The organism is Vulcanococcus limneticus LL (assembly GCF_943369875.1).
Lineage (GTDB): Bacteria > Cyanobacteriota > Cyanobacteriia > PCC-6307 > Cyanobiaceae > Vulcanococcus > Vulcanococcus limneticus_A.
On the sequence record NZ_CALROT020000008.1, the window covers coordinates 56799 to 80496 of the forward strand.

At 71.2% G+C, this 23698-nt stretch carries 21 protein-coding genes; 13 read left to right on the top strand and 8 right to left on the bottom strand.

Going from position 1 to position 23698, the window contains the following annotated elements; all coding sequences use genetic code 11:
* Position 1: 1 nt before the first annotated feature.
* The 7 genes from ACLV7J_RS10225 to ACLV7J_RS10255 all read left to right on the top strand — a co-directional run bounded on the left by ACLV7J_RS10225 (position 2) and on the right by ACLV7J_RS10255 (position 7813).
* Positions 2-652 (top strand): HpsJ family protein, encoded by a 651-nt coding sequence (locus tag ACLV7J_RS10225; RefSeq protein ID WP_411868993.1) that lies wholly within the window; start codon positions 2-4, stop codon positions 650-652.
* Between the two features lie 81 nt (positions 653-733).
* Positions 734-1483: a DUF502 domain-containing protein gene (locus tag ACLV7J_RS10230; RefSeq protein ID WP_411868994.1), complete on the top strand. Its 750-nt coding sequence runs from the start codon at positions 734-736 to the stop codon at positions 1481-1483.
* Positions 1483-2100, top strand: coding sequence for a transcription antitermination factor NusB (gene nusB, locus ACLV7J_RS10235; protein ID WP_411868995.1), 618 nt, complete (start codon positions 1483-1485; stop codon positions 2098-2100). The genes ACLV7J_RS10230 and nusB overlap by 1 nt, the downstream gene beginning before the upstream one ends.
* A 545-nt stretch (positions 2101-2645) precedes the next feature.
* Positions 2646-4046, top strand: a complete 1401-nt coding sequence (gene ftsY, locus ACLV7J_RS10240; RefSeq protein WP_411869105.1) for a signal recognition particle-docking protein FtsY — start codon at positions 2646-2648, stop codon at positions 4044-4046.
* Positions 4047-4384: 338 nt separating this feature from the next.
* The gene (locus tag ACLV7J_RS10245; RefSeq protein ID WP_411869106.1) at positions 4385-5725 is read left to right on the top strand and encodes a PP2C family protein-serine/threonine phosphatase; all 1341 of its coding nucleotides are present in this window, start codon (positions 4385-4387) and stop codon (positions 5723-5725) included.
* A gap of 91 nt (positions 5726-5816) precedes the next feature.
* The gene (gene argH, locus ACLV7J_RS10250; protein WP_411868996.1) at positions 5817-7211 is read left to right on the top strand and encodes an argininosuccinate lyase; all 1395 of its coding nucleotides are present in this window, start codon (positions 5817-5819) and stop codon (positions 7209-7211) included.
* 80 nt (positions 7212-7291) lie between these two features.
* Complete coding sequence (locus ACLV7J_RS10255) at positions 7292-7813, top strand: RNA recognition motif domain-containing protein (RefSeq protein ID WP_411868997.1); 522 nt, start codon at positions 7292-7294, stop codon at positions 7811-7813.
* Between the two features lie 53 nt (positions 7814-7866).
* On the opposite strand, the gene dusA is transcribed toward ACLV7J_RS10255, so the two are convergent.
* Entirely contained in the window at positions 7867-8934 is a 1068-nt protein-coding gene (dusA, locus tag ACLV7J_RS10260) for a tRNA dihydrouridine(20/20a) synthase DusA (RefSeq protein ID WP_411869107.1), read from the bottom strand.
* Between the two features lie 248 nt (positions 8935-9182).
* Here dusA and ACLV7J_RS10265 point away from each other — a divergent pair, with 248 nt between their 5' ends.
* On the top strand, positions 9183-10481 hold the full coding sequence (locus ACLV7J_RS10265) for an NAD(P)/FAD-dependent oxidoreductase (protein ID WP_411869108.1): 1299 nt from the start codon (positions 9183-9185) through the stop codon (positions 10479-10481).
* 91 nt (positions 10482-10572) lie between these two features.
* Here ACLV7J_RS10265 and ACLV7J_RS10270 read toward each other — a convergent pair whose 3' ends face one another.
* From ACLV7J_RS10270 to ACLV7J_RS10280, 3 genes are all read right to left on the bottom strand, one after another.
* Positions 10573-11838 carry a type II secretion system F family protein gene (locus ACLV7J_RS10270; RefSeq protein ID WP_411868998.1) on the bottom strand — a complete coding sequence of 422 codons (1266 nt, stop codon included), beginning with the start codon at positions 11836-11838 and terminating at the stop codon, positions 10573-10575.
* Positions 11839-11936: 98 nt separating this feature from the next.
* Positions 11937-13019 carry a type IV pilus twitching motility protein PilT gene (locus tag ACLV7J_RS10275; RefSeq protein WP_411868999.1) on the bottom strand — a complete coding sequence of 361 codons (1083 nt, stop codon included), beginning with the start codon at positions 13017-13019 and terminating at the stop codon, positions 11937-11939.
* A gap of 183 nt (positions 13020-13202) precedes the next feature.
* Complete coding sequence (locus ACLV7J_RS10280; protein WP_411869000.1) at positions 13203-15131, bottom strand: GspE/PulE family protein; 1929 nt, start codon at positions 15129-15131, stop codon at positions 13203-13205.
* A 157-nt stretch (positions 15132-15288) separates the two neighbouring features.
* Between ACLV7J_RS10280 and grpE the strand changes: the two genes are divergently transcribed.
* From grpE to rsgA, 4 genes are read left to right on the top strand one after another with little or no spacing between them, the layout of a single operon-like run.
* Positions 15289-16029, top strand: a complete 741-nt coding sequence (gene grpE / locus ACLV7J_RS10285; protein WP_411869001.1) for a nucleotide exchange factor GrpE — start codon at positions 15289-15291, stop codon at positions 16027-16029.
* A gap of 3 nt (positions 16030-16032) precedes the next feature.
* Complete coding sequence (gene dnaJ, locus ACLV7J_RS10290) at positions 16033-17163, top strand: molecular chaperone DnaJ (protein WP_411869002.1); 1131 nt, start codon at positions 16033-16035, stop codon at positions 17161-17163.
* Positions 17164-17168: 5 nt separating this feature from the next.
* On the top strand, positions 17169-17429 hold the full coding sequence (locus tag ACLV7J_RS10295; protein WP_411869003.1) for a sulfurtransferase TusA family protein: 261 nt from the start codon (positions 17169-17171) through the stop codon (positions 17427-17429).
* A complete protein-coding gene (gene rsgA / locus ACLV7J_RS10300) occupies positions 17419-18483 on the top strand; it encodes a ribosome small subunit-dependent GTPase A (protein WP_411869004.1) in 1065 nt (354 codons plus the stop codon). The genes ACLV7J_RS10295 and rsgA overlap by 11 nt, the downstream gene beginning before the upstream one ends.
* A 33-nt stretch (positions 18484-18516) precedes the next feature.
* Here rsgA and ACLV7J_RS10305 read toward each other — a convergent pair whose 3' ends face one another.
* From ACLV7J_RS10305 to murC, 3 genes are read right to left on the bottom strand one after another with little or no spacing between them, the layout of a single operon-like run.
* Positions 18517-18858, bottom strand: coding sequence for a YbaB/EbfC family nucleoid-associated protein (locus tag ACLV7J_RS10305; RefSeq protein ID WP_411869005.1), 342 nt, complete (start codon positions 18856-18858; stop codon positions 18517-18519).
* Between the two features lie 29 nt (positions 18859-18887).
* Positions 18888-19805, bottom strand: coding sequence for a UDP-N-acetylmuramate dehydrogenase (gene murB, locus ACLV7J_RS10310; protein ID WP_411869006.1), 918 nt, complete (start codon positions 19803-19805; stop codon positions 18888-18890).
* Positions 19806-19808: 3 nt separating this feature from the next.
* Positions 19809-21251: a UDP-N-acetylmuramate--L-alanine ligase gene (gene murC / locus ACLV7J_RS10315; RefSeq protein ID WP_411869007.1), complete on the bottom strand. Its 1443-nt coding sequence runs from the start codon at positions 21249-21251 to the stop codon at positions 19809-19811.
* A 236-nt stretch (positions 21252-21487) separates the two neighbouring features.
* Between murC and ACLV7J_RS10320 the strand changes: the two genes are divergently transcribed.
* The gene (locus ACLV7J_RS10320; protein ID WP_411869008.1) at positions 21488-22510 is read left to right on the top strand and encodes a type I glyceraldehyde-3-phosphate dehydrogenase; all 1023 of its coding nucleotides are present in this window, start codon (positions 21488-21490) and stop codon (positions 22508-22510) included.
* A 121-nt stretch (positions 22511-22631) separates the two neighbouring features.
* On the opposite strand, the gene thiL is transcribed toward ACLV7J_RS10320, so the two are convergent.
* Entirely contained in the window at positions 22632-23693 is a 1062-nt protein-coding gene (thiL, locus tag ACLV7J_RS10325; protein WP_411869009.1) for a thiamine-phosphate kinase, read from the bottom strand.
* Positions 23694-23698: the final 5 nt, after the last annotated feature.

Below are 23698 nucleotides of genomic sequence, written 5' to 3' on the forward strand. Positions count from 1 at the left end.
TGTGACCACCGCCCCCACCGGCCGATTCGGCACCCTGTCGCGCTGGCTGGGCTTCACCCTGGTGGTGTTGCTGGCCCTGCAGCTGCTGGCCGTGCTGGCCGTCAACGGCTGGGGTGAGGAGGCGTTCCGCCAGCTGCTGGTGGAGCGGCTGGTGACCCAGGCGCCGATGGCGCTGGTGGGGCTGCTGCTGGTGCTCTTCGGTGCCCGCCTCGACGATCCCCACGCCGGCCGCACCCCCCTCAAGTGGGTGGTGGGAGTGATCGGCGGCGTGCTGGCCCTGGCCCTGCTGGCCGCGATTCCGGTGTCCATCAGCGGCGACAGCGCCATCAGCGCTAAGGCCGACCAGGCCCTGCAGGCCCAGAAGGGCCAGGTGGCGATGGCCCGGGCCCAGCTCAACAACCCCCAGGTGCTGGAGCAGGTGATCGCCCAGGGCGAACAGACCGGCCAGATCCCCCCCACGGCCAGCCAGGAGGAGAAGCAGAAGGCGGCCAAGGCCTTCATGGAGCGCCAGCTGGGCCAGGCCGACCAGCAGATCCAGCAGGCCGAGCGGGCCCGCGATCTGGCCACCAACCAGCGCCGCATCGGCGGCACCGGCACCGCCGTGGTGCTGGCCATCGCCTTCACCCTGGTGGCCCTGGCGGCGCTGCTCTGAGGCCTGGCCTGCCGCTGGGCGGCACCGGCGGCTGGCTAAGTTGCGGATTGGTATCTGCTGACCGGAGAGCCGGGCCCCCCGTTGGTGCAATCCAGTCCCAGACCTGACCAGCCGCTGGGCGACCGGCTCCAGCAGGACCTCAAGAACGACCTGATCGCCGGCCTGCTGGTGGTGATCCCGCTGGCCACCACCATCTGGCTGGCCACCACGGTGAGCCGCTTCGTGCTGGCGTTCCTCACCTCGGTTCCCAAGCAGTTCAACCCGTTCAACACCCTGAATCCGCTCCTCCAGGAGCTGATCAACGTGGGGGTGGGCCTGCTGGTGCCGCTGCTGGCGATCCTGCTGATCGGCCTGATGGCCCGCAACATCGTGGGCCGCTGGCTGCTGGAGTTCGGCGAGGGCACGCTGCAGCGCATCCCCCTGGCCGGCTCGGTCTACAAGACCCTCAAGCAGCTGCTGGAAACGGTGCTGCGCGATAACTCCACCCGCTTCCGCCGGGTGGTGCTGGTGGAGTACCCGCGGGAGGGCCTGTTCGCCCTCGGCTTCGTGACCGGTGTCCTGGGCAGCTCGATCGCCGGCGGCTTCGACCAGCCGATGCTGAGCGTGTTCATCCCCACGGCGCCCAACCCCACCACCGGCTGGTATGCGGTGGTGCCCGAGACCTCGGTGCGGGACCTGGAGATCTCGGTGGAGGATGCCTTCCGCACGATCATCTCCGCCGGCATCGTCAACCCCGACGAGCGCGAAGCCCCCTCCAGCCGCAGCTTCTCCAGCCTGCTGGCCCAGCTGCGGGCGCCGGCCTATTCCTCGATCCCCTCCAACAAGGCCTGATGCAGAGCCGCTCCATCGCCCGTGAACTGGCCCTGCTGCTGCTCGGCCAGATCAGCGACCGCCAGCCCGCCGCCGACACCGGCCTCGATGCCCTGCTGCAGCAGGCCCAGGCCACCCTCAGCCAGCACGTGCGCGAGGCCCTCGACCAGGCCGCGGCGGACCTGCAGGCCGCCCAGCAGCAGCTGCTCGACAGCGAGCTGCAGGCGGAGGGTGCCGAGCAGCTGCCGCGGGTGCGCCAGCACCTGCAGGAGGGCCTGGCCCACGCCGAGCAGGGCCTCAACCGCCTCTCGGCCAGCCTGGAGCTGCCGCGGCTGCTGATGCTCGCCGACCAGGACGAGGTGCGCCGCGGTGCCCTGGATCGGGCCCGCGCCGTGCTGCGCCAGCGCGAGGCCCTGGACGCCCGCCTCGACGCCGTGATGGAGGGCTGGCGCCTCACCCGCCTGCCCCGCATCGACCGCGACATCCTGCGCCTCGCCGCCATCGACATCGAGGAGTTCCGGACCCCGCCGGCGGTGGCCTGCAACGAGGCCGTCGAACTGGCCAACCGCTACAGCGACGAGCAGGGCCGGCGCATGATCAACGGCGTCCTGCGCCGCTTCACCAGCGCCGCCAGCTGAGGGTCGCCATGGTGTTCGACTGGTTCAAGCGCAAGCTGGCCCCCGAGAGCCCGCCGGATTCCCAGCCGGAACCAGCCGTGCAGCCGCCGGCCGCTGAGCAGGAGCCCGCCGCCGCGGCCCCCGCCCCTGCCGAGCCGGATGAGCGCTCCGAGCCGCCGGCCGTTCCGGCAGCGGTGGCCCCCGTCCCGGCCGCCAGCGCTGCCGATGGCGCCGGCGCTGGCGCCCCGGCGGCGGAGTCCTCGCCCGGCAGCCCGGCGCCCAGCAGCCCCGGCGTCGATCAGGACGCCCTGGAGTGGGCCCGCCAGGCCTACGCCCGCCTCAAGGCCCAGCAGGAGGCGGCCCGCCAGCAGGACGCGGCGGCGCCAGCGGAGTCAGCGGGTCCCCAGCCGGATCAGCCCCCGGCCGCCGTTGCCGCCGCGCCGCTGCCGGCCGTTGCCGCCGAGCCCGCGGTGTCCACACTGTTCGCTGCGCTCCCGAGTGAGCCCGCGTCCGCCGCCACCGATCGCGTCCCGTCTGCCCCCCAGGCCGGGTCTGAGCCCTCCGTGATGGCGGCTGCAGCCGCCCCCGCACCGGAAACCGCGCCAGCGTCGCCATCCCCTGCCGCGGTCGTTCCGCTCCCTCCAGACGCTCCGGCTCCGGTCTCCGCGCCACTGCCGCAGGCGGCTCCAGCCCTGGAGCTCCCTCCCACACCCGCCCCCGCTTCCGCAACCCCCGCCCCTGACGCGGCCCCTGCCACTCCCGCCCCGCCCTCCGTCCCCGCCGCTCCCCGCAGCGGTCTGTCGCTGCTGGAGCTCGCCGCGGCCCGGCGTGAGCAGCGCCAGGCCGAGCTGCTGGAGCGCGCGATCGAGGCCCCCCAGCCCTCCCCGCCGGCACCCACGTCCGCCCCTGCCGCGGCCCCCGCGGCTCCGGCGGCCGCCGAGGCCGAACCCCAGCTCGGCGCCTTCGACGCCGACTTCACCTGGTCGGCCGAGGTCCTGGCCGCCCAGGGCCGCCAGCTCGACGACATCTCCCTGGAGGAGATCGACTGGCTGGGCCGCCTGCGCCGCGGCCTGGAGAAGACCCGCCGCGGCTTCGTCACCCAGATCCTCGAGAGCCTGGGCGACGATCCCCTCACCCCCGAGATCCTCGACGACCTCGAAACCCTGCTGCTGCGCGCCGATGTCGGCGTCCAGGCCACCGACCACGTGCTGGAGGCCCTGCGCAAGCGCCTCAACGAGGAGGTGGTCGATCCGGCCGAGGGCATCCGCTTCCTCAAGCAGCAGCTGCGGGGCCTGCTGGAGGCCCCGATCCAGGCCAGCGGCAGTCCGCTGCTGGCGCCCGAGCGGGGCCGTCTGAACGTCTGGCTGCTGGTGGGGGTCAACGGCGTCGGCAAGACCACCACCCTCGGCAAGCTGGCCAACCTGGCGATCCGCAGCGGCTACAGCTGCCTGATCGCCGCGGCTGACACCTTCCGCGCCGCCGCGGTGCGCCAGGTGGAGGTGTGGGGCGAGCGCAGCGGTGTGCCGGTGATCTCCAACCCCTCCGCCAATGCCGATCCGGCCGCCGTGGTGTTCGACGCCATCGGTGCCGCCAAGGCCAAGGGCACCGATCTGGTGCTGGTCGACACCGCCGGCCGCCTGCAGACCAAGCACAACCTGATGGAGGAGCTGGCCAAGGTGCGGCGCATCGTCGACAAGCTGGCCCCCGAGGCGGCGGTGCAGTCGCTGCTGGTGCTCGATGCCAGCCAGGGCCAGAACGGCCTCAAGCAGGCGATGGCCTTCGCCAAGGCCGCCGGCCTCACCGGCGTGGTGCTCACCAAGCTGGACGGCAGCGCCCGCGGCGGCGTGGCCCTGGCCGTGGCCTCCGAGGCCGACCTGCCGATCCGCTTCATCGGCGCCGGCGAAGGCATCCGCGACCTGCGCCCCTTCAACAGCTTCGAGTTCGTCGAAGCCCTGCTCGCCTCCTGACCCCCGCTGGCGCTGTCTACGAGGGCCCCCCCTCTTCCCGCGTCCAACCCTCACCCCCCCCTCTCCCCCAGGGCCTTGGGCTTGAGGCTGGATCGGCGGGACGGATTCGGGCCCGGCTCCCTGAGCCCCCGCCGTCCACCCCCGGCCCGCGCCGTCCCGCCGATCCAGCCTCAAGCCCAAAAACCCCTGCTACCTTTCGTGCACTTCGCGGCCGCTCGGTGAGCAGCACGCCGCCTCCACGGCGGCCCGACCCGCCGCTCCAGACCCCCTCAGCGGTGCCCGATCAGGCACCCGAGCCCACTCTGGGCGTTGGGCCAGCGTCCATCAGCGGCCAGGCCCTGAGCGCTGTGGCCTCGCTGCGCCAGCTGGTCGACAGCCTCAGCCGGGAGCAGCGCCGCAACCAGGACCTGCTGGCCTCCCTCGGCTTCGCCCTGCGCAGCTTCACCAACCTGGGCCGCTTCCTCGAGCTGGTGCCGCTGGTGGCGGCCCGGCTGGTGGGCGCCGAGGGGGCGGTGCTGGTGGCGTTCCACCCCGATGGTCGCCTCTGGCGGGAGCAGTTGCACGCCTGTCCCGTGGAGGGCTGCGAGCCCCTGCTGCGTCAGATCGCCGGCCTCAGTGATCGGGAGCTGCAGGAGGTCTCCGGGGAGGAGGGGGTGGCGGCCCGGCTGGATCAGCTGATGCGCCGCCTGCTGCCCGATCGGCCCCTGTTCGGCACCTCGGTGGTGGCCCGCAGCCGTCAGCGCGGTCGCCTCTATGTGTTCGGGGCCGCCAGTGGCCTCAGCTGGAGCGAGGTGCATCGCCGCCACGTGCAGCTGGTGGCCGACCTCACCGGCGTGGCGATCGAGAACGAGCTGCTGCTGCAGGAGGCCCGCCGCCACGAGCGCATCGACCGCCAGATGAGCATCGGCGCCGAGATCCAGGCCCAGCTGCTTCCCGACCACTGCCCGGTGATCGAGGGGGTGGAACTGGCGGCCCGCTGCCGTCCGGCCTTCCAGGTGGGCGGCGACTACTACGACTTCATCCCCACCAAGCCCCAGCTGATCGGCCGCCGCCGGGAACAGGGCAAGTGGGCCCTGGTGATGGGCGACGTGATGGGCAAGGGGGTGCCGGCGGGGCTGCTGATGACCCTGCTGCGGGGCATGCTGCGGGCCGAGGTGCTGAGCGGCCTGCCGCCGGATCGGATCCTGCACGACCTCAACCAGCTGGCCCAGGAGGATCTCTCCCACTCGCACCGCTTCGTCACCCTCTTCTATTCCGACTTCGACCCCCGCACCCGCCTGCTCCGTTACGCCAACGCCGCCCACAACCCGCCGCTGATCTGGCGGCGGCTGCGCAACGCCGTGGACCGGCTGGATGCGCCGGGCCTGCTGATCGGCCTGCAGCCCGAGGCCCAGTACGGCTGCGAGCAGATCGTGCTCGATCCGGGTGACGTGCTGCTCTATTACACCGATGGCGTCACCGAAGCGCCGGGGCTCAACGGCGAGCGGTTCGACGAGGAGCGGCTGATCCGCGCCCTGCACACCGCCTGCCGCTCCGGCATCGGCGCCCAGGGCATCCTCGATCAGCTGTTCGCCCGGCTCGATCGCTTCGTGGGGCCCGATCGCACCCTGGAGGACGACGCCTCCCTGGTGGTGCTCAAGGTGCGCGAGGAGGTGATGCTGCCCAGCCTGCCCGGCTGAGGCGCCTGTTCCACCGATGGGCGGCGCCGCGCAGCCGATTGGCGCCGCGCAGCCGCCTGCCAAGCTGAGCCCAGCAGCCCGATCGGACCCGATGGCGGTCGATTCCTCCACCTCCACCTGGAGCCAGCGTTTCGAGGAGGGGCTGCATCCGGCGATCGAGCGCTTCAACGCCTCGATCGGCTTCGACATCACCCTGCTGCAGCAGGACCTTGACGGCTCCATCGCCCACGCCCGCATGCTGGCCAGCACCGGCGTGCTCACGGCCGAGGAGGCCGAGCAGCTGGTGGCGGGCCTCGAGCAGGTGCGGGCTGAGGCGGCCGCCGGCCAGTTCAACCCCGGCCTTGAGGACGAGGACGTGCACTTCGCCGTGGAGCGGCGGCTGATCGCCCTGCTGGGTCCTCTGGGCAAGAAGCTGCACACCGGCCGCTCCCGCAACGACCAGGTGGGCACCGATCTGCGCCTGTGGCTGCGGGCCCAGATCGATGGCATCGACGCGGCCATCGTGCGCTTTGAGCGGGCGCTGCTGGCCCAGGCCGAGGCCCACGCCGAGGTGATGATCCCGGGCTACACCCACCTGCAGCGGGCCCAGCCCATCGGCCTGGCCCACCACCTGCTGGCCTACGTGGAGATGGCGGAGCGCGACCGCGCCCGCCTGCGCGACCTGCGCAAGCGCGTCAACATCTGCCCCCTGGGGGCGGCCGCCCTGGCCGGAACGCCGGTGCCGATCGATCGCCGCCACACCGCCGCGGCCCTCGGCTTCGACGACGTGTATGCCAACAGCCTCGATGCCGTCAGCGACCGCGACTTCGCCGTGGAGTTCAGCGCCGCCGCCAGCCTGGTGATGGTGCACCTGAGCCGCCTCAGCGAGGAGGTGATCCTCTGGGCCAGCGAGGAGTTCGGCTTCGTGGGCCTCACCGACCGCTGCGCCACCGGCAGCAGCCTGATGCCCCAGAAGAAGAACCCCGACGTGCCGGAGCTGGTGCGCGGCAAGTGCGGCCGCGTGTTCGGCCACCTGCAGGGGCTGCTGGTGATGATCAAGGGTCTGCCCCTGGCCTACAACAAGGACTTCCAGGAAGACAAGGAGGCCCTGTTCGACGCGGTGCGCACCACCCTCGACTGCCTCGAGGCCATGGCGATCCTGTTCGAGGAGGGCCTGAGCTTCCGGCCGGAGCGGCTGGAGCAGGCGGTGGCCAGCGATTTCTCCAATGCCACCGATGTGGCCGATTACCTGGTGGCCAAGGGGGTGCCGTTCCGCGAGGCCTACCAGCTGGTGGGGGGCCTGGTGAAGGGCTGCCTGCAGGAGGGGATCCTGCTGCGTCAGCTGCCATTGGAGCGCTGGCAGCAGCTGCACCCCGCCTTCGAGGCCGACATCTTCACGGCGATCGAGCCGCGCCAGGTGGTGGCGGCCCGCCGCAGCGAGGGCGGCACGGCCTTTGACCAGGTGCGCCTGCAGCTGGATCGGGCCCAGGCGCGCTTGCGGGGCTGAGGCGTTTGCCGACGGCCCGGAATCCCCAACCGCGTCTAGTCTCAGCGTGACGATTCCTGCCTGATCGGCCCCCACGGCCCGTGAGCATTTTTGTTGGCAACCTCCCCTTCCGCGCTGAGCAGGACGATGTGGAGGAACTGTTCGCCCCCTTCGGCGGCGTCACAACCTGTTCCCTGCCCCTGGAGCGGGACACGGGCCGCAAGCGGGGATTCGCCTTCGTGGAGCTGGCGGACGAGGCGACCGAAGCCCGCGCTATCGACGCCCTCCAGGGCGCCGAGCTGATGGGCCGTCCCCTGCGCATCAACAAGGCCGAACCCCGCTCCTCCGGCGGTCCGCGCCGCAGTGGTGGTGGTGGCTATGGGGCGGCGGGCGGCGGCGGCTACGGCGGCAGCGCTGGCGGCTATGCGGGTGGTGGTGGCACCGGCGGCGGTGGTCGCAGCTCCGGCGCCAGCAGCTGGGAGGACCGCAGCTACGGCGGTGCCAGCGATGGCTTCGGGGAGGGCCGCAGCCGCCGCCGGCGCAGCAGCGGCGATACGGCCGGTGGCAGCAGCTGGGGGGCCAGCGATGGCGGCAGCGACGGCTACGGCGGCGCCCAGGACTGATCCCTCCGTCACGGTGGGTCCTGCTTCCGCCACGTTCCCGCCCTGACGGGGTCTCAGAGGCCGTGCTCCTCCAGCTCTCGGGCCGCGGCCTCCAGCACCTCGGGACCCGCCGTGCGCTGCCCGGCGGCCTGGCCCAGCCGGCGGCGCCAGTGCCGGGCACCGCTCACCCCCTCCACCACCTGCACGAGGTGCCGGGCGATCGACCACAGCCGCCCGCCCCCTGAGCACCAGTGCTCGGCGTAGGGAATCAGGCCCCGCACCACCTCGGAGGCGGTGGCCGGTTCCCGGTGGTCCTCCCCGAACAGGTCCCGGTCCACGCCGGCCCAGCGCAGCGGATGGTCGTAGGCGGCCCGGCCCACCATCACCCCGTCCAGCTGCTGCAGCGGCGGCAGGCAGTCGGCCAGGGTCTGCAGGCCGCCGTTCAGTTCGATCGTCAGCTGCGGGCGCTCCTGCTTGAGGCGCAGCACCAGGTCATGGCGCAGGGGCGGGATGGTGCGGTTCTGCTTCGGGTCCAGACCCTCCAGCCAGGCCTTGCGGGCATGCACGCTGAAGCGCTGGCTGCCGGCGGCGGCCACCCGGTCCACAAAGGCCAGTAGTTCCTCGAAGGAATCCCGTGCATCGATGCCGATGCGGTGCTTCACCGTGACCGGCAGGGGGCTGGCGGCCGCCATGGCCGCCACGCAGCGGGCCACCTGATCCGGCTCCGCCATCAGGCAGGCGCCGAAGCGCCCCTTCTGCACCTTCTCGCTGGGGCAGCCCACGTTGAGGTTGAGCTCGTCGTAGCCGCGGTCGGCGGCGATCCGCGCGGCCTCGGCCAGCAGGACCGGGTCGTCGCCGCCCACCTGCAGGGCGATCGGATGCTCGCAGGGATCGAAGCCGATCAGCCGCTCCAGCCGCTGGCGGGCCCGCTCGTCGCCGCCTGCCCCGGCCTGCTGGCAGTGGTGCAGGGCCTGGGCCACCACCATCTCGGTGTACAGGAGGCTGCGCCGGCTGATCTGGCGGAACAGCACCCGGAAGTGCCGATCGGTGTAATCCATCATCGGCGCCACGCTGAAGCGGTGGGCGGCCACGGGCTGGGCGCCTGAGGGTTCGGCCTCGGCTGGATCGAGGCCTGGTGTCATCCCGGTGACGGGGCGGAAGCCCGTGGGGGCGTCCGCCGCTGCGGTGGCAGGCTCGATCAGGGGGTGTTGCGGGGGCGCCTCTTGCATCCCTCCATCGTGCCCTCCGACTCCCCATGCCCAGCCCCGTCTCCAGCCCTCCGGTCTCCGCTCCCGGGGGCTCCAGCCACCGGGAAGCCACCCCCCCGATCGGCTCCACCCCCTCCGAGACCTGGGAGCTGGTGGTGGCCGGCGGTGGCCCGGCCGGTTACATGGCCGCCATCAGCGCCGCCGAGGCCGGCCTGGAGCGGGTGCTGCTGCTGGAGGCCAGCCCCGAGCCCCTGGGCAAGGTGCTGATCAGCGGCGGCGGCCGCTGCAACGTGACCCACGCCTGCTGGGATCCGCGGGCCCTGGTGGGTCACTATCCCCGCGGCGGCCAGGCCCTGCGTGGTCCCTTCAGCCGCTTCGCCTGCGGCGATGCGGTGGCCTGGTTCGATGCCCACGGCCTGGAGCTGGTGGAGGAGGCCGATGGTCGGATGTTCCCCCGCAGCAACCGCTCCACTTCCGTGATCCAGACCCTGCGCCAGGCGGCGACGCGTGCGGGGGTGGTGCTGCGCACCCACACGGCGTTGCAGGCCGCCGACGCTCTCCCCGCCGGGGGCTTCCTGCTGCAGCTGCAGACCCGCCGCGCCAGCGGCCAGAGCGGAGTGGGCGGGGTCCCACGGGCCGGTGAGCCTGGGTCAGGCGAGCGTGCGGAGCTGGCCTCCCCCCTGCCGGCGCCCTCCCCCAGCCGCTTCGTCCAGACCCGCGCGCTGGTGCTCGCCACCGGCAGCCACCCCAGCGGCCGTCGCCTGGCCGCCTCCCTCGGCCACGGCCTGGTGCCGCCCGTGCCCTCGCTGTTCACCCTCACGGTGCGTCCCAATCCCCTCCTGGAGCTCGCCGGCGTGGTGATGGATCCGGTGGGGCTGGAGCTGGAGCTGCCCGGCGGGCGGTTCCGTCAGCAGGGGCCCGTGCTGATCACCCACTGGGGCCTGAGCGGGCCGGCCACCCTGCGGCTCACGGCCTTCGCGGCCCGGGCCCTGCACGAGTCCGGCTACCGCGCCGAGCTGCGGGTCGATTGGAGCGGCGGTCGCTCCCAGGCCGATCTGGAGGAGCTGTTCGCCGGCTGCCGGCGCGAGCAGGCCCGCCGTCAGCTCGCCAACGCGCGGCCCTGGGGTGACCTGAGCCGGCGCCTCTGGCTCCACCTGCTGGAGGATCAGGCCGTGGAGCCGGAGCGCCGCTGGGCCGATCTCACGAGAGTTCAGCAGCAGGGGCTGATCCAGGCCCTGCGGGCCAGCCGCTATCCCGTGGCCGGCAAGGGACCGATCGGCGAGGAGTTCGTCACCGCCGGAGGCGTGAGCCTGGGTGAGGTGAATCTCGCCAGCATGGAGAGCCGGATCGTGCCCGGCCTCTATCTGGTGGGGGAATTGCTGGATGTGGACGGCGTGACCGGAGGCTTCAACTTCCAGCACTGCTGGAGTTCCGGCTGGCTGGCGGGCCAGGCAGCGGTGCAGCGCTGTTCGGCGGGTTAAAGGGGTTGGGCTGACGCCAGCCTGTCAGGGCCCAACCCTCCGATCAGGAGCCTGGGCCAGACGGCTTCGCCGCAGCGGTCAGCTGGCCGTATCAGCGGATCTTGTCGAAGACGCTGAACATGGGCAGGTACATGGCCACGAGCAGGGCCCCCACCATGCCGCCCACAAACACGATCATGGCCGGCTCCAGCATGGAGGTGAGGTTCTTCACCGTCACCGAGACTTCGTCTTCATAGAAGTCGGCAACTTTGGAGAGCATCTTATCCATTTCTCCGGTCTCTTCGCCGATGGTGAGCATGCTCAGGGCCAGGTCGGGAAACACCTTCTTGGTGGAGAGTGCCCCGCTCAGGTTGACACCTTCCTGCACTTCCGTGCGGGCCTGTTCAAGCGCCAGCTGAATGGCGGCATTGCCGGATGTTTCCTTGACGATATCGAGCGCCAGCAGGATCGGCACACCGGCCCGGCTCAGGGCGCTGTAGATCCGGCAGAACTGGGCGGTGGAGCTCTTCTGGAGCAGATCACCGAACAGCGGCACTTTCAGCAGGTTGCGATCCACCGTGAGCTTGCCCTGGGGAGTGGAGTAATACCGTCCAAACAGCCAGCCGATCGCAAAGATGCCGGCCACCAGAAAGATCGAGAAGGACGAGCGCAGCAGGCCGCTCAGATCCACCAGCATCTGCGTGAAGACCGGTAGCTCCGCATTGAGGCTTTTGAAGATCGCCGCAAACTGAGGGATGATGAAGATCGTCATCCCGAGAAACACGCTGACGGCGATCACCAGGATGGCGATGGGATAGCCCATCGCACCCTTGATCTGGTTCTGCAGTTTGGCAACGTCCTCCATCAGGATGGAGAGGCGGTGCAGGGTTTCGTCGAGCACACCGCCGGTCTCCCCGGCCTCCACCATCGCGATGCTGAGGCGATCGAAGACCTTGGGCCAGCGCCGCATGGCGGCCCCCAGGCTTCCCCCCTGGTTCACCTCGGAGCTGATGGCCGTCAGGGCCCGCTTGAACATCGGCAGGCGCTGCTGGTTGGCCATCAGATCCAGGCCCCGCACGATCGGTACCCCCGCATCCACCAGGGCGGCCATCTTGTTGGCGAAGATCGCCTTCTCCTTCACCCCGGGCTTGGCTTCAAAGAAGCTGCCCAGATCCATGGTCAGCAGCGAGTTTTTTTTGCCGGCAGTGCCCCCGCCGGTCCCCGCACCCCCGGATTTGGCATCGCTGGCCACCAACGACACCGGCACGATCCCGCGGCGGCGCAGATCCCGCTTGGCACTGGCCACGTCCGCGGCGGAGACCCTCAGTTCCCGGCGCTGGCCACCCCGGGCGGTGTAGGTCGCGGTGAAGGTGGGCATCGGCGGCTCAACGGGCGGAGTGGGGGATCAATCGGGCGCTGGGCGCGCTGCGTCATGGGATGGCGCCGGTGTCGGGCGGGGGCTCAGCAGGCCTGGGCTCAGGTTCCCTGACCTTGCAGCAGGCGCCCCAGCTCCTCGGGTTTGCTGGCCTTGGCCATGGCCTCCTTGCTGCTGATGTCGCCGTTGATCACGAGATCGGCCAGGGCCTTCTCCAGGGTCTGCATGCCGATCTGACCGCCGGTCTGGATCTGGGAATAGAGCTGGGCGGTCTTGCCCTCACGGACCAGGTTGGCGATGGCCGGGGTGTTGATCATGATCTCCTGGGCCATCACCCGGCCGAACTGTCCGGGGGCCGGGTCCAGCCGCTTGCAGAGGGTCTGGGAGAACACGGCCACCAGGCTGCTGCTGAGTTGCACCCGGATCTGGGTCTGCTGTTCGGGGGGAAACACGTCCACCATGCGATCCACGGTCTGGGCGGCGGAGCTGGTGTGCAGGGTGCCGAACACGAGGTGGCCGGTTTCGGCGGCGGTGATCGCCAGCTGGATGGTCTCCAGGTCACGCATCTCCCCCACCAGGATCACGTCCGGGTCTTCGCGCAGGGCGGCCCGCAGGGCAGCGCCGAAGCTCTTGGTGTCGTCGTTGAGTTGGCGCTGGTGAACGAGACTCTTGTCGTTCCGGTAGGTGAATTCAATCGGATCCTCAATCGTGAGGATGTGCTCGGCCCGGGTGTGGTTGATGTGATCGAGCAGGGCGGCCAGGGTCGTGGTCTTGCCTGAGCCGGTCGGCCCCGTCACCAGCACCAGGCCCCGGGGACGGCGGCTGGTTTCCTCCACCACCGGCGGCAGATCCAGGGCCTGCAGGCTGGGGATGTTGCTGCCCAGGGCCCGCAGACAGGCCGCATACGTCCCGCGCTGACGATAGACATTGACCCGGAAGCGAGAGACGCCCTTGAGGCCGTAGGCGCAATCCAGTTCCCAGTTCTGCTCGAGCTGTTTGCGCTGGGAATTGTTGATCATCGAGAAGATCAACCGGTTGCAGGTCTCCTCGCTCAGGGGGTCCTCACGCATGGGCGTGAGGCTGCCGCTGAAGCGCCCATAGGGCGGCTGACCGGCGGCTAGGTGAAGATCACTCCCCCCGCGCTTGACCAGCTCCTCCATCAGGTCTTCGATCAGGAGTTCCATGGGGGGTGGGGCTGGAGAAGTCGGTGGGATCTATTCTGTTGCCTGGTCGCAGCCCCAGCAAGACCCCGGGCGCGCCAGGGATGGCTTTGTCATCGGCTGTGGGTTCTTTCGGCCGCCCATCGTTCTGCCGTGCCAGCGTCCTGCGGTGCCATCGTTCTGCCGCGCCTGCGCCGGCACGCACCCCTACAGGCCTCGAGGTGTGAGGCAGTAGGGGCATTCCAGCCATTCGTCGCGCATCCCGGCTCCACAGCCCTTGCAGGTGATCGTGTGCAGGGCCTTGGCCCGCCGTTCCGATTCCAGGCCCGAGTCGGTGAGGATCATCCGCTCGATTTCCTCGAGGGTTGTGTAGCCCTGACGCACGAGATCCAGGCCGTAGCCCAGCAGCGTCTTCATGCCCGATTCCAGGGCCAGCTTGCGGATCCGGTCGGTGGTGGCCTGCTGGGAAATGGCGGTGGCCAGCATCTCATTGATGCGCAGCACCTCGTAGACGCCGACCCGGCCCTTGTAGCCCAGGCCCAGGCAGGTGGGACAGACGTCGTCGTGGTTGCCGAGGGACCGTTTGGCCTTGAAGAAGTTGATGTTCTGTTCGTTGCTGGCGAACAGTCCGAAGCGGCCCAGTTCCTGCTCGGAGGGGTGATACTGCACCCGGCAACTGGGGCAGACCCGCCGCACCAGGCGCTGGGAGATGATGCCCATCAGCGAGGCGCTCACCATGAAGGGCTCCACCCCCATCTCCGCCAGACGGGCGATGGCGCTGGGGGCGTCGTTGCAGTGCAGGGTCGTGAGCACCAGGTGACCGGTGAGCGCCGCTTCGATGGCGGTCTTGGCCGTTTCGAGGTCGCGGGTTTCCCCCACCAGCAGCACGTCGGGGTCCTGCCGCATGAAGGCCCGCAGGGCCATGGCGAAGTCGTAGCCCTTCTCCCGGTTCACCTGGGTCTGGGAGATGCCCTTGAGCGTGTATTCGATCGGATCTTCCACCGTGGAGATGTTGATGCCCGGATCGTTGCGTTCCGCCAGCAGCGAGTAGAGGGTGGTGGATTTACCGGAGCCGGTGGGACCCGTCACCAGGATCATGCCGAAGGGCTTGGAGCCCATGTCCCGCACGATCTCCAGGGAATGGGCATCGGTGATCAGTTTGTCCAGGCCGAGTTTGGTGGCGCCGCTGTCCAGCAGACGCATGCACACCTTCTCGCCGTAGCGGGTCGGCAGGGTGCTGACCCGCAGGTCAAAGGTGCGGCCACGGAACAGGCGGCGGATGCGGCCGTCCTGGGGCAGCCGGCGTTCGGCGATGTCCAGATCCGCCATGATCTTGAGCCTGGACGTCACCGCTGGAATGATGTTCTTGGGCAGCTTTTCCAGCTGCTCCAGCACGCCATCCTGTCGGAAGCGGATGATCAGGCCGTCCTCCTGGGGCTCCACGTGGATGTCACTGGTGCCGGTGCTCAGGGCCTGCACCAGGATCTTGTCCACCAGGCTGACGATCGGCGAGGAATTGGAGGCACTGACACTGGCCTCCAGGTCCTCGCCACTGGCCTCATCGGGTGGTGCCTCCTGAAGGCTGCCGGTGAGGTTGATGTCATCCAGCAGCGACAGGCGCTTCGGCGGCTTGCCCGGTTTGCGCTGGGGCGGGGAGGCCACAGGGGCGGGGGCAGCGGCTTTGGGGCTGGCCTGGGGCGCGGCGGCGGCGCTGCCGGCGGTTGCGCTCGGCGCAGGGCCGCCTGCCGGCTGGGCCGCTGCCGCCTCCCCGGCAGCAGCAGCGCCATCCCCGCTCTCGCGGGCCAGGACGGCGTCGATGTCGGCCTTCAGCGCCAGGCGCATGTCGATGGCCACCCCCGCCGCGGCCGCCAGCTCGCTCAGCTGACCCCGCTGCTCCAGCCCCCAGTGGGTCGGTACGGCCACCACCAGGGTGCTGCCCTCCTGGCGCACCGGCAGACAGCCCAGCTCCCGGCAGCGCTCCTGCGGCAGGGTCTTGGCCCAGGCCCAGCGGCTGATGCCCGCCTGGCTGAGATCAAGCGCGGCCAGCACCTCCTCCCCCAGCAGCAGTTCCACCTCCAGCCGCTGCTGGACGGGGCTGGTGGCGTTCGGGACCGGCCGGGCGGGGGTGAGGGTCATGGCGGCAGCCGAGGGGTGGGGGCCAGAGGGAATGGGGAAGCCGGGGCCTCAAACAGGTCCCCGGGAGCTCCCGGGGGGAGGTGCGGGCTTCCGCCGCTTGTGGGGGGGAACCCCTGGACTCCAACATGTCTAGATCAGTTCTCCGGTTCAGTCAGCAATGAGCGGTGACGTCAGCTCCTTTCCCCAGGATTCCGCCACTGACTCCACGGCTGCGGCGTCCACGGCGTCGGCCGCTGTGCCGCCGGACGCCGCCGGGGACGCCACCCCGCCCCCGTTTGACCCGGCGGTCGCCGAGCAGAACACCTCCAGCCCTGGCGCCGCTTCCGATCCGGCGCTGAGCGGCGAGCCGGCCGGTGATCGCCTGCGCCAGCTTGAGGCCGAACTCGAGAGCCTCAAGGCCGACAACGAGAGCCTGCGGGGCCAGTACATGCGCATCGCCGCGGACTTCGACAACTTCCGCAAGCGCCAGAGCCGCGACCAGGACGATCTGCGCACCCAGATCGCCTGCTCCACCCTCAGCGAGATCCTGCCGGTGGTGGACAACTTCGAGCGCGCCCGCCAGCAGCTCAACCCCCAGCACGAGGAGGCCCAGAGCCTGCACGGCAGCTACCAGGGCCTCTACAAGCAGCTGGTGGACGTGTTCAAGCAGCTCGGGGTCGCGCCGATGCGCGTCGAGGGTGAGCCCTTCGATCCCAACTTCCACGAAGCGGTGCTGCGGGAGCCCAGCGACGAGCACCCCGAGGACGTGGTGATCGCCGAGCTCCAGCGCGGCTACCGCCTCAACGATCGGGTGCTGCGCCATGCCCTGGTCAAGGTGTCGATGGGCCCCGGCCCCGGACAGGCCGGCGGCGCACCGGCTCCCGCTGCCGACCAGGGCGACGCCCAGGCAGGGGACTGATCCATGGCCGACTACTACGACCTGCTGGGGGTCAGCCGCGACGCCGACGCCGACACCCTCAAGCGGGCCTATCGCCGCCTGGCGCGGCAGTACCACCCGGACATCAACAAGGATCCCGGCGCCGAGGACCGCTTCAAGGAGATCGGCCGCGCCTATGAGGTGCTCAGCGATCCCCAGACCCGCGCCCGCTACGACCAGTTCGGCGAGGCCGGCCTCGGCGGGGGTGGTGGCATGCCCGATATGGGCGACATGGGCGGCTTCGCCGACCTGTTCGAGACCTTCTTCAGCGGCTTCGGCGGCGCCGCCGGTGCCGGCGGTGGCGCCCGCCGCCGCGGCCCCCGCCAGGGCGACGACCTGCGCCTCGATCTGACGATCAGCTTCAGCGAGGCGATCTTCGGCCAGGAGAAGGAGGTGCAGGTGCGCCACCTGGAGACCTGCAACACCTGCAGCGGCTCCGGCGCCAAGAGCGGCAGCGGCCCCACCACCTGCGGCACCTGCGGTGGCGCCGGCCAGGTGCGCCGTGCCACCCGCACCCCCTTCGGCAGCTTCACTCAGGTGGCCGCCTGCCCCAGCTGCGAGGGCACCGGCCAGGTGATCGCCGATCCCTGCAGCGCCTGCGGTGGCCAGGGCCTGCAGCAGGTGCGCAAGAAGCTGCGGCTCAACATTCCCGCGGGCGTCGATTCCGGCACGCGGCTGCGGGTGGCGGGCGAGGGTAATGCCGGCCAGCGGGGTGGCCCCGCCGGCGACCTCTACGTGTTCCTGTCGGTGCAGCCCCACCCGACGCTGCGGCGCGATGGCACCACCATCCACTCGGAGGTGACGGTCAACTACCTGCAGGCGATCCTGGGCGACACCATTGAGGTGGAGACCGTGGACGGGCCCGAGAAGCTGGAGATCCCGGCCGGCACCCAGCCCGGTGCCACCCTCACCCTTGCCAACAAGGGCGTGCCCAAGCTGGGCAACCCGGTGGCCCGCGGCAACCACCAGATCGCCGTGAAGGTGCAGCTCCCCACCAAGCTCAACGCCGAGGAGCGGGAGCTGCTGGAGCAGCTGGCCGGCCACCACACCGCCAAGGGCCACAAGCACCCCCACAAGAGCGGTCTGTTCGGCGGCCTGTTCGGCCACCGGGATTGAGCGCCGTGACCCCGCCGGAGCCGGTCCCCACCCCCACTCCTGCTGTGGGCCTGGACCTGCGCGGCACCCCCTGCCCGGTGAACTTCATTCGGGCACGCCTGGCCCTCGAGAAGCTGGCGCCGGGGGCGTGGCTGCAGCTGGATCTCGATCGGGGCGAACCCGAGCAGATGGTCAGCGAGGGCCTGCGGGGCGATGGCCACCACGTGCAGGGCGAGCCCCTCGATGACGCCGCCGTGCGCCTGCTGATCCGCCGCCATGGCGGCTGAGATCCCCGCGCTGGCTTCCGCTGCCGCCCCGGCTCCCGATCGGCCTGGCCAGGCCACGGGCCTGGTGGTGGCCCTGGAGGCCAATTTCTGTCGCGTGGGGCTGGAACAGCCTGGGCCCGGCGGCGTGGATCAGCTGCTGTGCGTGCGGCGCACCCGCCTCGCCAAGACCGGCCAGCAGATCTGCGTGGGGGATCGGGTGACGGTGGAGGGGATCGACTGGGCCGCGGCCCGGGGCGCTGTCGCCGCGCTGGGGCCGCGCTCCAGCCTGCTGGAGCGGCCGGCCGTGGCCAACTGCAGCCGGGTGGTGGTGGTGATGGCGCTGGCCCAGCCGGAGCCCGATCCCCTGCAGCTCACCCGTTTCCTGCTGACGGCGGAGCGCAGCGGCGTGGCGGTGGAGCTGGTGCTCACCAAGGCCGATCTGCTCCCCACGGACCAGGCGGAGCAGTGGCGTGCCCGGCTCAGCGGCTGGGGCTACCCGCCGCTGCTGGTCTCGTCGCTGCGGGGCGAGGGCCTCGCCCCCTTGCGCCAGCGGCTGCAGAGGCCGGGGATCGCCGTGTTGTGCGGCCCCTCCGGCGTGGGCAAGAGCAGCCTGCTCAACGCCCTGATCCCCGATCTGGCGCTGCGGGTGGGCAGCGTCTCGGGGCGGTTGCAGCGGGGCCGCCACACCACCCGCCACGTGGAGCTGTTTCCCCTGGCGCCGGGGGCCCTGCTGGCCGACACCCCCGGCTTCAACCGGCCGGATCTGCCGGCTGATCCCGTCGCGCTGGCGGGCCTGTTCCCGGAGATCCGCCAGCGGCTGGAGCGGGGGGTCTGCCGTTTCAAGAACTGCCTGCACCGCGGCGATCCCGGCTGCGTGGTCGGGGTCGACTGGGAGCGGTATCCCCTCTATCGGCAGTGCCTGGAGGCCTGCCTGGAGCAGGCGGCCGGCGCGCGGGAGCGGCCGGCGGAAGCGGGCCTCAAGCAGCGGGGCGGCCGCCGGGAGCCCCGGCTGGACCAGCGCCTGCGCCAGCCCTCCCGCAAACGGCTGCGCCAGGGGGAGCCGGAGCCGGAGTGAGCCTGATCGGTCCGAGCGCCCTGAGCCGTGCCCTCAGCCGCCCATGCCGGGCAGGTTGAGGTTGAGGCCGCCGGTGAGTTCTTCCATGCGCTCCTTCATGGTGGCGGTGGAGGTGTCGTAGGCGGCCTTGAGGGCCTCCAGGGTGGCGGCCTCGGTGGCCTCGGCCCCCTCGGCGACCAGCTCCGGCGCGAGGCGCACCTTGAGGGGCTGCTGGTTGCCCGACAGCCAGACGCTGGCGCGGCCGCAGCTGCTCTGGCCCTCCAGTTCCATGGCGTCGAGCTCGTCCTGGAGCTTGGCCGCGTCCTGCTGGATCTGCTGGGCCTTGCGGAACGCCTCGGTGAGCTGACCGAAGTTGGGGAGTCCGAAGCCAGCCATCGGGGAGAAGCGAGAGGGTCGGCGGCAGGCTAAGCGGCCAGGGCCAGATCCCCGAAGCGCCCCAGCCGTTTCACCTCGGTGTGCAGGGCGATGCCGTGGGCTTCCGCCACCCGCTGCTGCACGAGGGCGATGAGCTGGTCGATCTCGCCGGCGCTGGCCCCGCCCGTGTTGACGATGAAGTTGGCGTGGATCGGCGACACCTGGGCGCCGCCCAGGCTCAGCCCCTTCAGGCCCAGCCCCTCGATCAGCTGGCCCGCCTTGCGGGGCTCGGGGTTGCGGAACACGCTGCCGCAGCTGGGTTGCTGGTAGGGCTGGCTGCTGGTGCGGCTGTGCAGGTTGGCGCTGGTGCGCTGGCCCACGGCCGCTGGATCGTGGCCGCTCTCCAGCTGGAAGCGGGCCGAGAGCACCACCAGCGGCTCCTGCTGCAGGCGGCTATGGCGGTAGGCGAAGTCCAGCTCGGCGGCGGTGAGCACGAAGGTGGCACCGGTCTGTGGGTCGAGCACCGTGGCATCCAGCAGCCACTCGGCGGTGCAGCCCCCCTGGGCGCCGGCATTCATCACCACGGCCCCGCCCACGGTGCCGGGGATCCCCACCGACCACTCCAGGCCCGCCAGCCCCGCCCGCGCCGCCCGGCGGGCCAGGGTGGGAATCGGCTCCCCCGCCAGGGCTTCCACCAGGCCGCTGCCGCTGTCGAGCTGGCTGCCCTGCAGGCGGCGCTGGCAGAGGGTCAGCCCCACCAGCCCGGCGTCGCTCACCAGCAGGTTGGAGCCGGCCCCGATCACCCGCAGCTCCAGCCCCTCGCGCCGGACCCAGGCCACCAGTTCCGTCAGCTGCTCCAGCCCCTCGGGCTCGGCGAACCAGTCGGCGGGACCGCCCACCTTCCAGGTGGTGTAGTCCGCCAGGCCCACCGACCTGCGCAACCCCTGGGGCCCCGCCTGTGTCGCCATGGGTCAGGCCGCCAGCGGCAGCGGCTGATCCCGGCTTTCCAGGGCGTCCAGCCGGCCCCAGAGGCCGTTCACGTCGCCGGCGCCCATGGCCAGCACCAGATCCCCCTCCTGGCTGTGTTCGGCCACGGCCACCGCCAGATCGTCGAGGCTCGCGCTCGCGGCCACGGTCAGTTCCGGCCGCAGGCGGCGGATCTCCGCCGCCAGGGCGGCACTGGAGATGCCCTCGATCGGGGCTTCGCCGGCCGCATAGAGCGGGGCCAGCAGCACGGCATCGGCCTGGCTGAGGGCCTGGGCGAAGGGAGCGAGGAACTCGGCGGTGCGGCTGTAGCGGTGGGGCTGGAACACCGCCAGCACCCGCCGGGGGCAGGTCGGCAGCGGGCTGCGGCCGCTGGTCACCATCAGCCGGGCCATGGCCAGGGTGGCGTCCACCTCGCTGGGGTGATGGGCGTAGTCGTCCACCACCAGCCGGCCATGCCAGCTGCCGCGGTAGTCGAAGCGCCGGCCCGGGGCCTGCAGCGATTCGATCGCCTGGCGCAGCTCCGCGAACGACAGGCCCTGCAGGCGGCAGGCGGCCAGGGCGGCGGTGGCGTTGCTGAGGTTGTGCAGGCCCGGCAGGGGCAGGCTGAACTCGCCCACCGGCTCGCCGTTCTCGTAGAAGCGGGCCAGGGTGCTGTCGCCGTGGAGCTCCAGGGGAATGGCGGCGAAGGCCGTGCCCTCCACGCTGCTGGTGGACCACCAGCTGTCGGCCTGGAAGTGCTCCCGCAGGATCGGGCAGTCGCGGTTGGCCAGCAGGTGCCCGCACCCGCGGGCGAAGCGCTGCAGGGTCGCGATCAGGGCCGCCAGGTCGGGGTAGTGGTCGGTGTGGTCCAGCTCCAGGTTGGTGATCACCCCGAGGGAGGCGGTGAACTTCACCAGGGACCCGTCCGACTCGTCGGCCTCGGCCACCAGCAGCGTGCCCTGGCCGCTGCGGCCGTTGCTGGCGAAGGCCGGCACGATGCCGCCGATCACCGCGGTGGGGTCCTGGTCGGTGCTGTGCAGCAGGCTGGCCACCAGGGTGCTGGTGGTGGTCTTGCCGTGGCTGCCGGCCACGGCGATCGAGGGCTGGGCGGCGATCAGGGCGCCGAGCACATCGGAGCGATGGCACACCTCCAGGCCCACGCGCCGGGCCTCGGCCAGCTCGGGGTTGCTCTCGGGCACGGCGGAGCTCACCACCACCAGGGGTGGCCTGGAGGTGCCGCTGCGGATGGCGGCGATCGTGCCGGCGTTCTGCTCGCGGAACACCCGCACGCCGCGGCCGCGCAGGTCCTGCAGAACGGCATTCTCACGGGGATCGGAGCCCGTCACCGCAAAGCCCCGATCCGTCAGGATCCCCGCCAGGGCCGACATGCCGATGCCACCGACTCCAATGAAGTGGAGAGGCTGGTGGCGATCGAGCGTCAGGGCCAAGGGCGTCTCCGTGTCGGCTCGACGCTAAGCCCGGAGGTCCCGCTTGTCGCCTCGGCGGGGTCCCCCCTGAGACCGTCCGAAACGGGGAGCCCCGTCAGGCGGGCACGCCCGCTGGGTTCCGCCCCGTCGCCCCGGGCCAAGCCAGGGCGGACGCGGCTCCCCGGGGGGGCCGGCCTATTTCTGTATGATCGGCACCCAAATCTCCCTTCGCTAGCGGCTTTCACCGCTTACCGCCAATGACCCTGCGCGTTGCGATCAATGGATTCGGCCGGATTGGTCGCAACTTCATGCGCTGCTGGTTGAGCCGCGGAGCCAACACCGGCATCGAGATCGTGGGTCTGAATGACACCTCCGATCCCCGCACCAACGCGCACCTGCTCCAGTACGACTCGATGCTGGGCCGGATCCGCGATGCCGAGGTGTCCGCCACCGAGGACACCATCATCGTCAATGGCAAGGCGATCAAGTGCTTCTCCGATCGCAATCCCCTCAACCTGCCCTGGAAGGAGTGGGGCGTTGACCTGGTGATCGAGTCCACCGGTGTGTTCAACGACGACGTGGGTGCCAGCAAGCACCTCCAGGCCGGTGCCAGGAAAGTGATCCTCACCGCCCCCGGCAAGGGCGCCGGTGTGGGCACCTTCGTGGTGGGTGTGAACGCCGACGAGTACCGCCACGAGGATTTCGACATCCTCAGCAACGCCAGCTGCACCACCAATTGCATGGCGCCGATCGTGAAGGTGCTCGACCAGACCTTCGGCATCGTGAAAGGCACGATGACCACCACCCACAGCTACACGGGTGACCAGCGCATCCTTGACGCCTCCCACCGCGACCTGCGCCGGGCCCGCGCCGCCGCTGTGAACATCGTGCCCACCTCCACCGGTGCCGCCCAGGCCGTGGCCCTGGTCTACCCCCCGATGAAGGGCAAGCTCAACGGCATCGCCATGCGGGTGCCGACCCCCAACGTGTCCGTGGTGGATATGGTGCTGGAAGTGAGCCGCAGCACCAACCGCGATGAGGTGAATGCGGTGCTCAAGGCGGCCTCCGAGGGCGCCATGAAGGGCATCATCAAGTACTCCGACCTGCCCCTGGTGTCCAGCGACCACGCCGGCACCGATGAGTCCACCATCGTGGACTCCGACCTCACCCTGGTGATGGGCGACAACATGGTGAAGGTGATCTCCTGGTACGACAACGAGTGGGGCTACAGCCAGCGCGTGGTGGATCTGGCCGAAGTGGTCGCCCGCAACTGGAAGTGAGCCTGAGGGCTTTCACCTGAGTCCGCTGCACCGGACTCGTCGGCTCCGCACCCCTTGGCCGCCCTTCGGGGCGGCTTTTTCATGGCCGCGTGCCCATGGCTGCGTGATCACGGCGGCCTGGTCACGGCCGGAAGTGGCAGAACCCCGCGATGCCCTCCGGCAGGGGATCGTCGCTGTCTGCCCAGGCCAGCCACGCCTCGCCGGCCGCGGCGGGTTCCGCCACCAGGGCACCGATCCGCTGGCTCCCGGGCAGGGCCGCCAGCAGGGCTTCGGCCCAGTCGGGGGCCAGGGCCAGGATCAGCTCAAAGTCCTCGCCGCCCCCCAGGCACCAGGCTTCGCCGCTGGCGAGGGCCGCCAGCCCGGGGATCAGGGGCAGGGACCGCCGTTCCAGGCGGGCCAGGCAGCCGCTGGCCCGGGCGATGGCCACCACGGCGGCCGCCAGGCCGTCGCTGCTGTCCGTGCCGCCCACCCGCCAGGGGCTGCCCGGCGGCTGGCTGGCCTCCAGGCTGGCCACGGCGTCGAAGCGGGGGCGAGGGCGCTGGTGCGCGGTGATCGCCCGTTGGCACAGCTCCGCCTCCAGCCCGGCAGCGATCGGATCCAGCTCCCCCAGCAGCAGCGCCAGGCCCAGCCGGCTGAGGCCATGGGGCCCGGTGCTCACCAGCCAGTCGCCCGCCCGCCCGTCGCGGCGCCGGATCGGGCCCCGGCCCAGGCGCCCCAGGGCCGTCACCGCCAGCAGCCGCTGGCCGCCGCCGCTGCAGTCGCCGCCCAGCAGGGTGCCGCCGTAGTGCTCCAGGCTCTGGCGCAGGCCGTCGTACACCCCGGCCACCCACGGCCAGGGCGTCCGGGCCGGTGCCACCAGCCCCACCGTCAGGCCCACCACTTCGCGGCAGCCCATGGCCGCCAGGTCCGAGAGGTTGGCGGCGCTGGCGCGCCAGCCCAGGTCGGCGGGATCCATGGTGGCGTCGCTGAAGTGGATGCCCTCCACCAGCACGTCGGTGTTGACCACCAGATCGGCCGGGCGCCGACCGGCCATGCCCCCCTGGGCCGTGTCCTGGCGGTCTGCGATCAGGGCCGCGTCATCGTCGAACTGGCCGGGCGGGGCGTAGCGGGCCAGCCGGCGCAGCAGCTCCCATTCGCCCAGGTCCGCCAGGCGCTCCACGGGCTGCTGCAGGGGCCCCTCCATCGGCT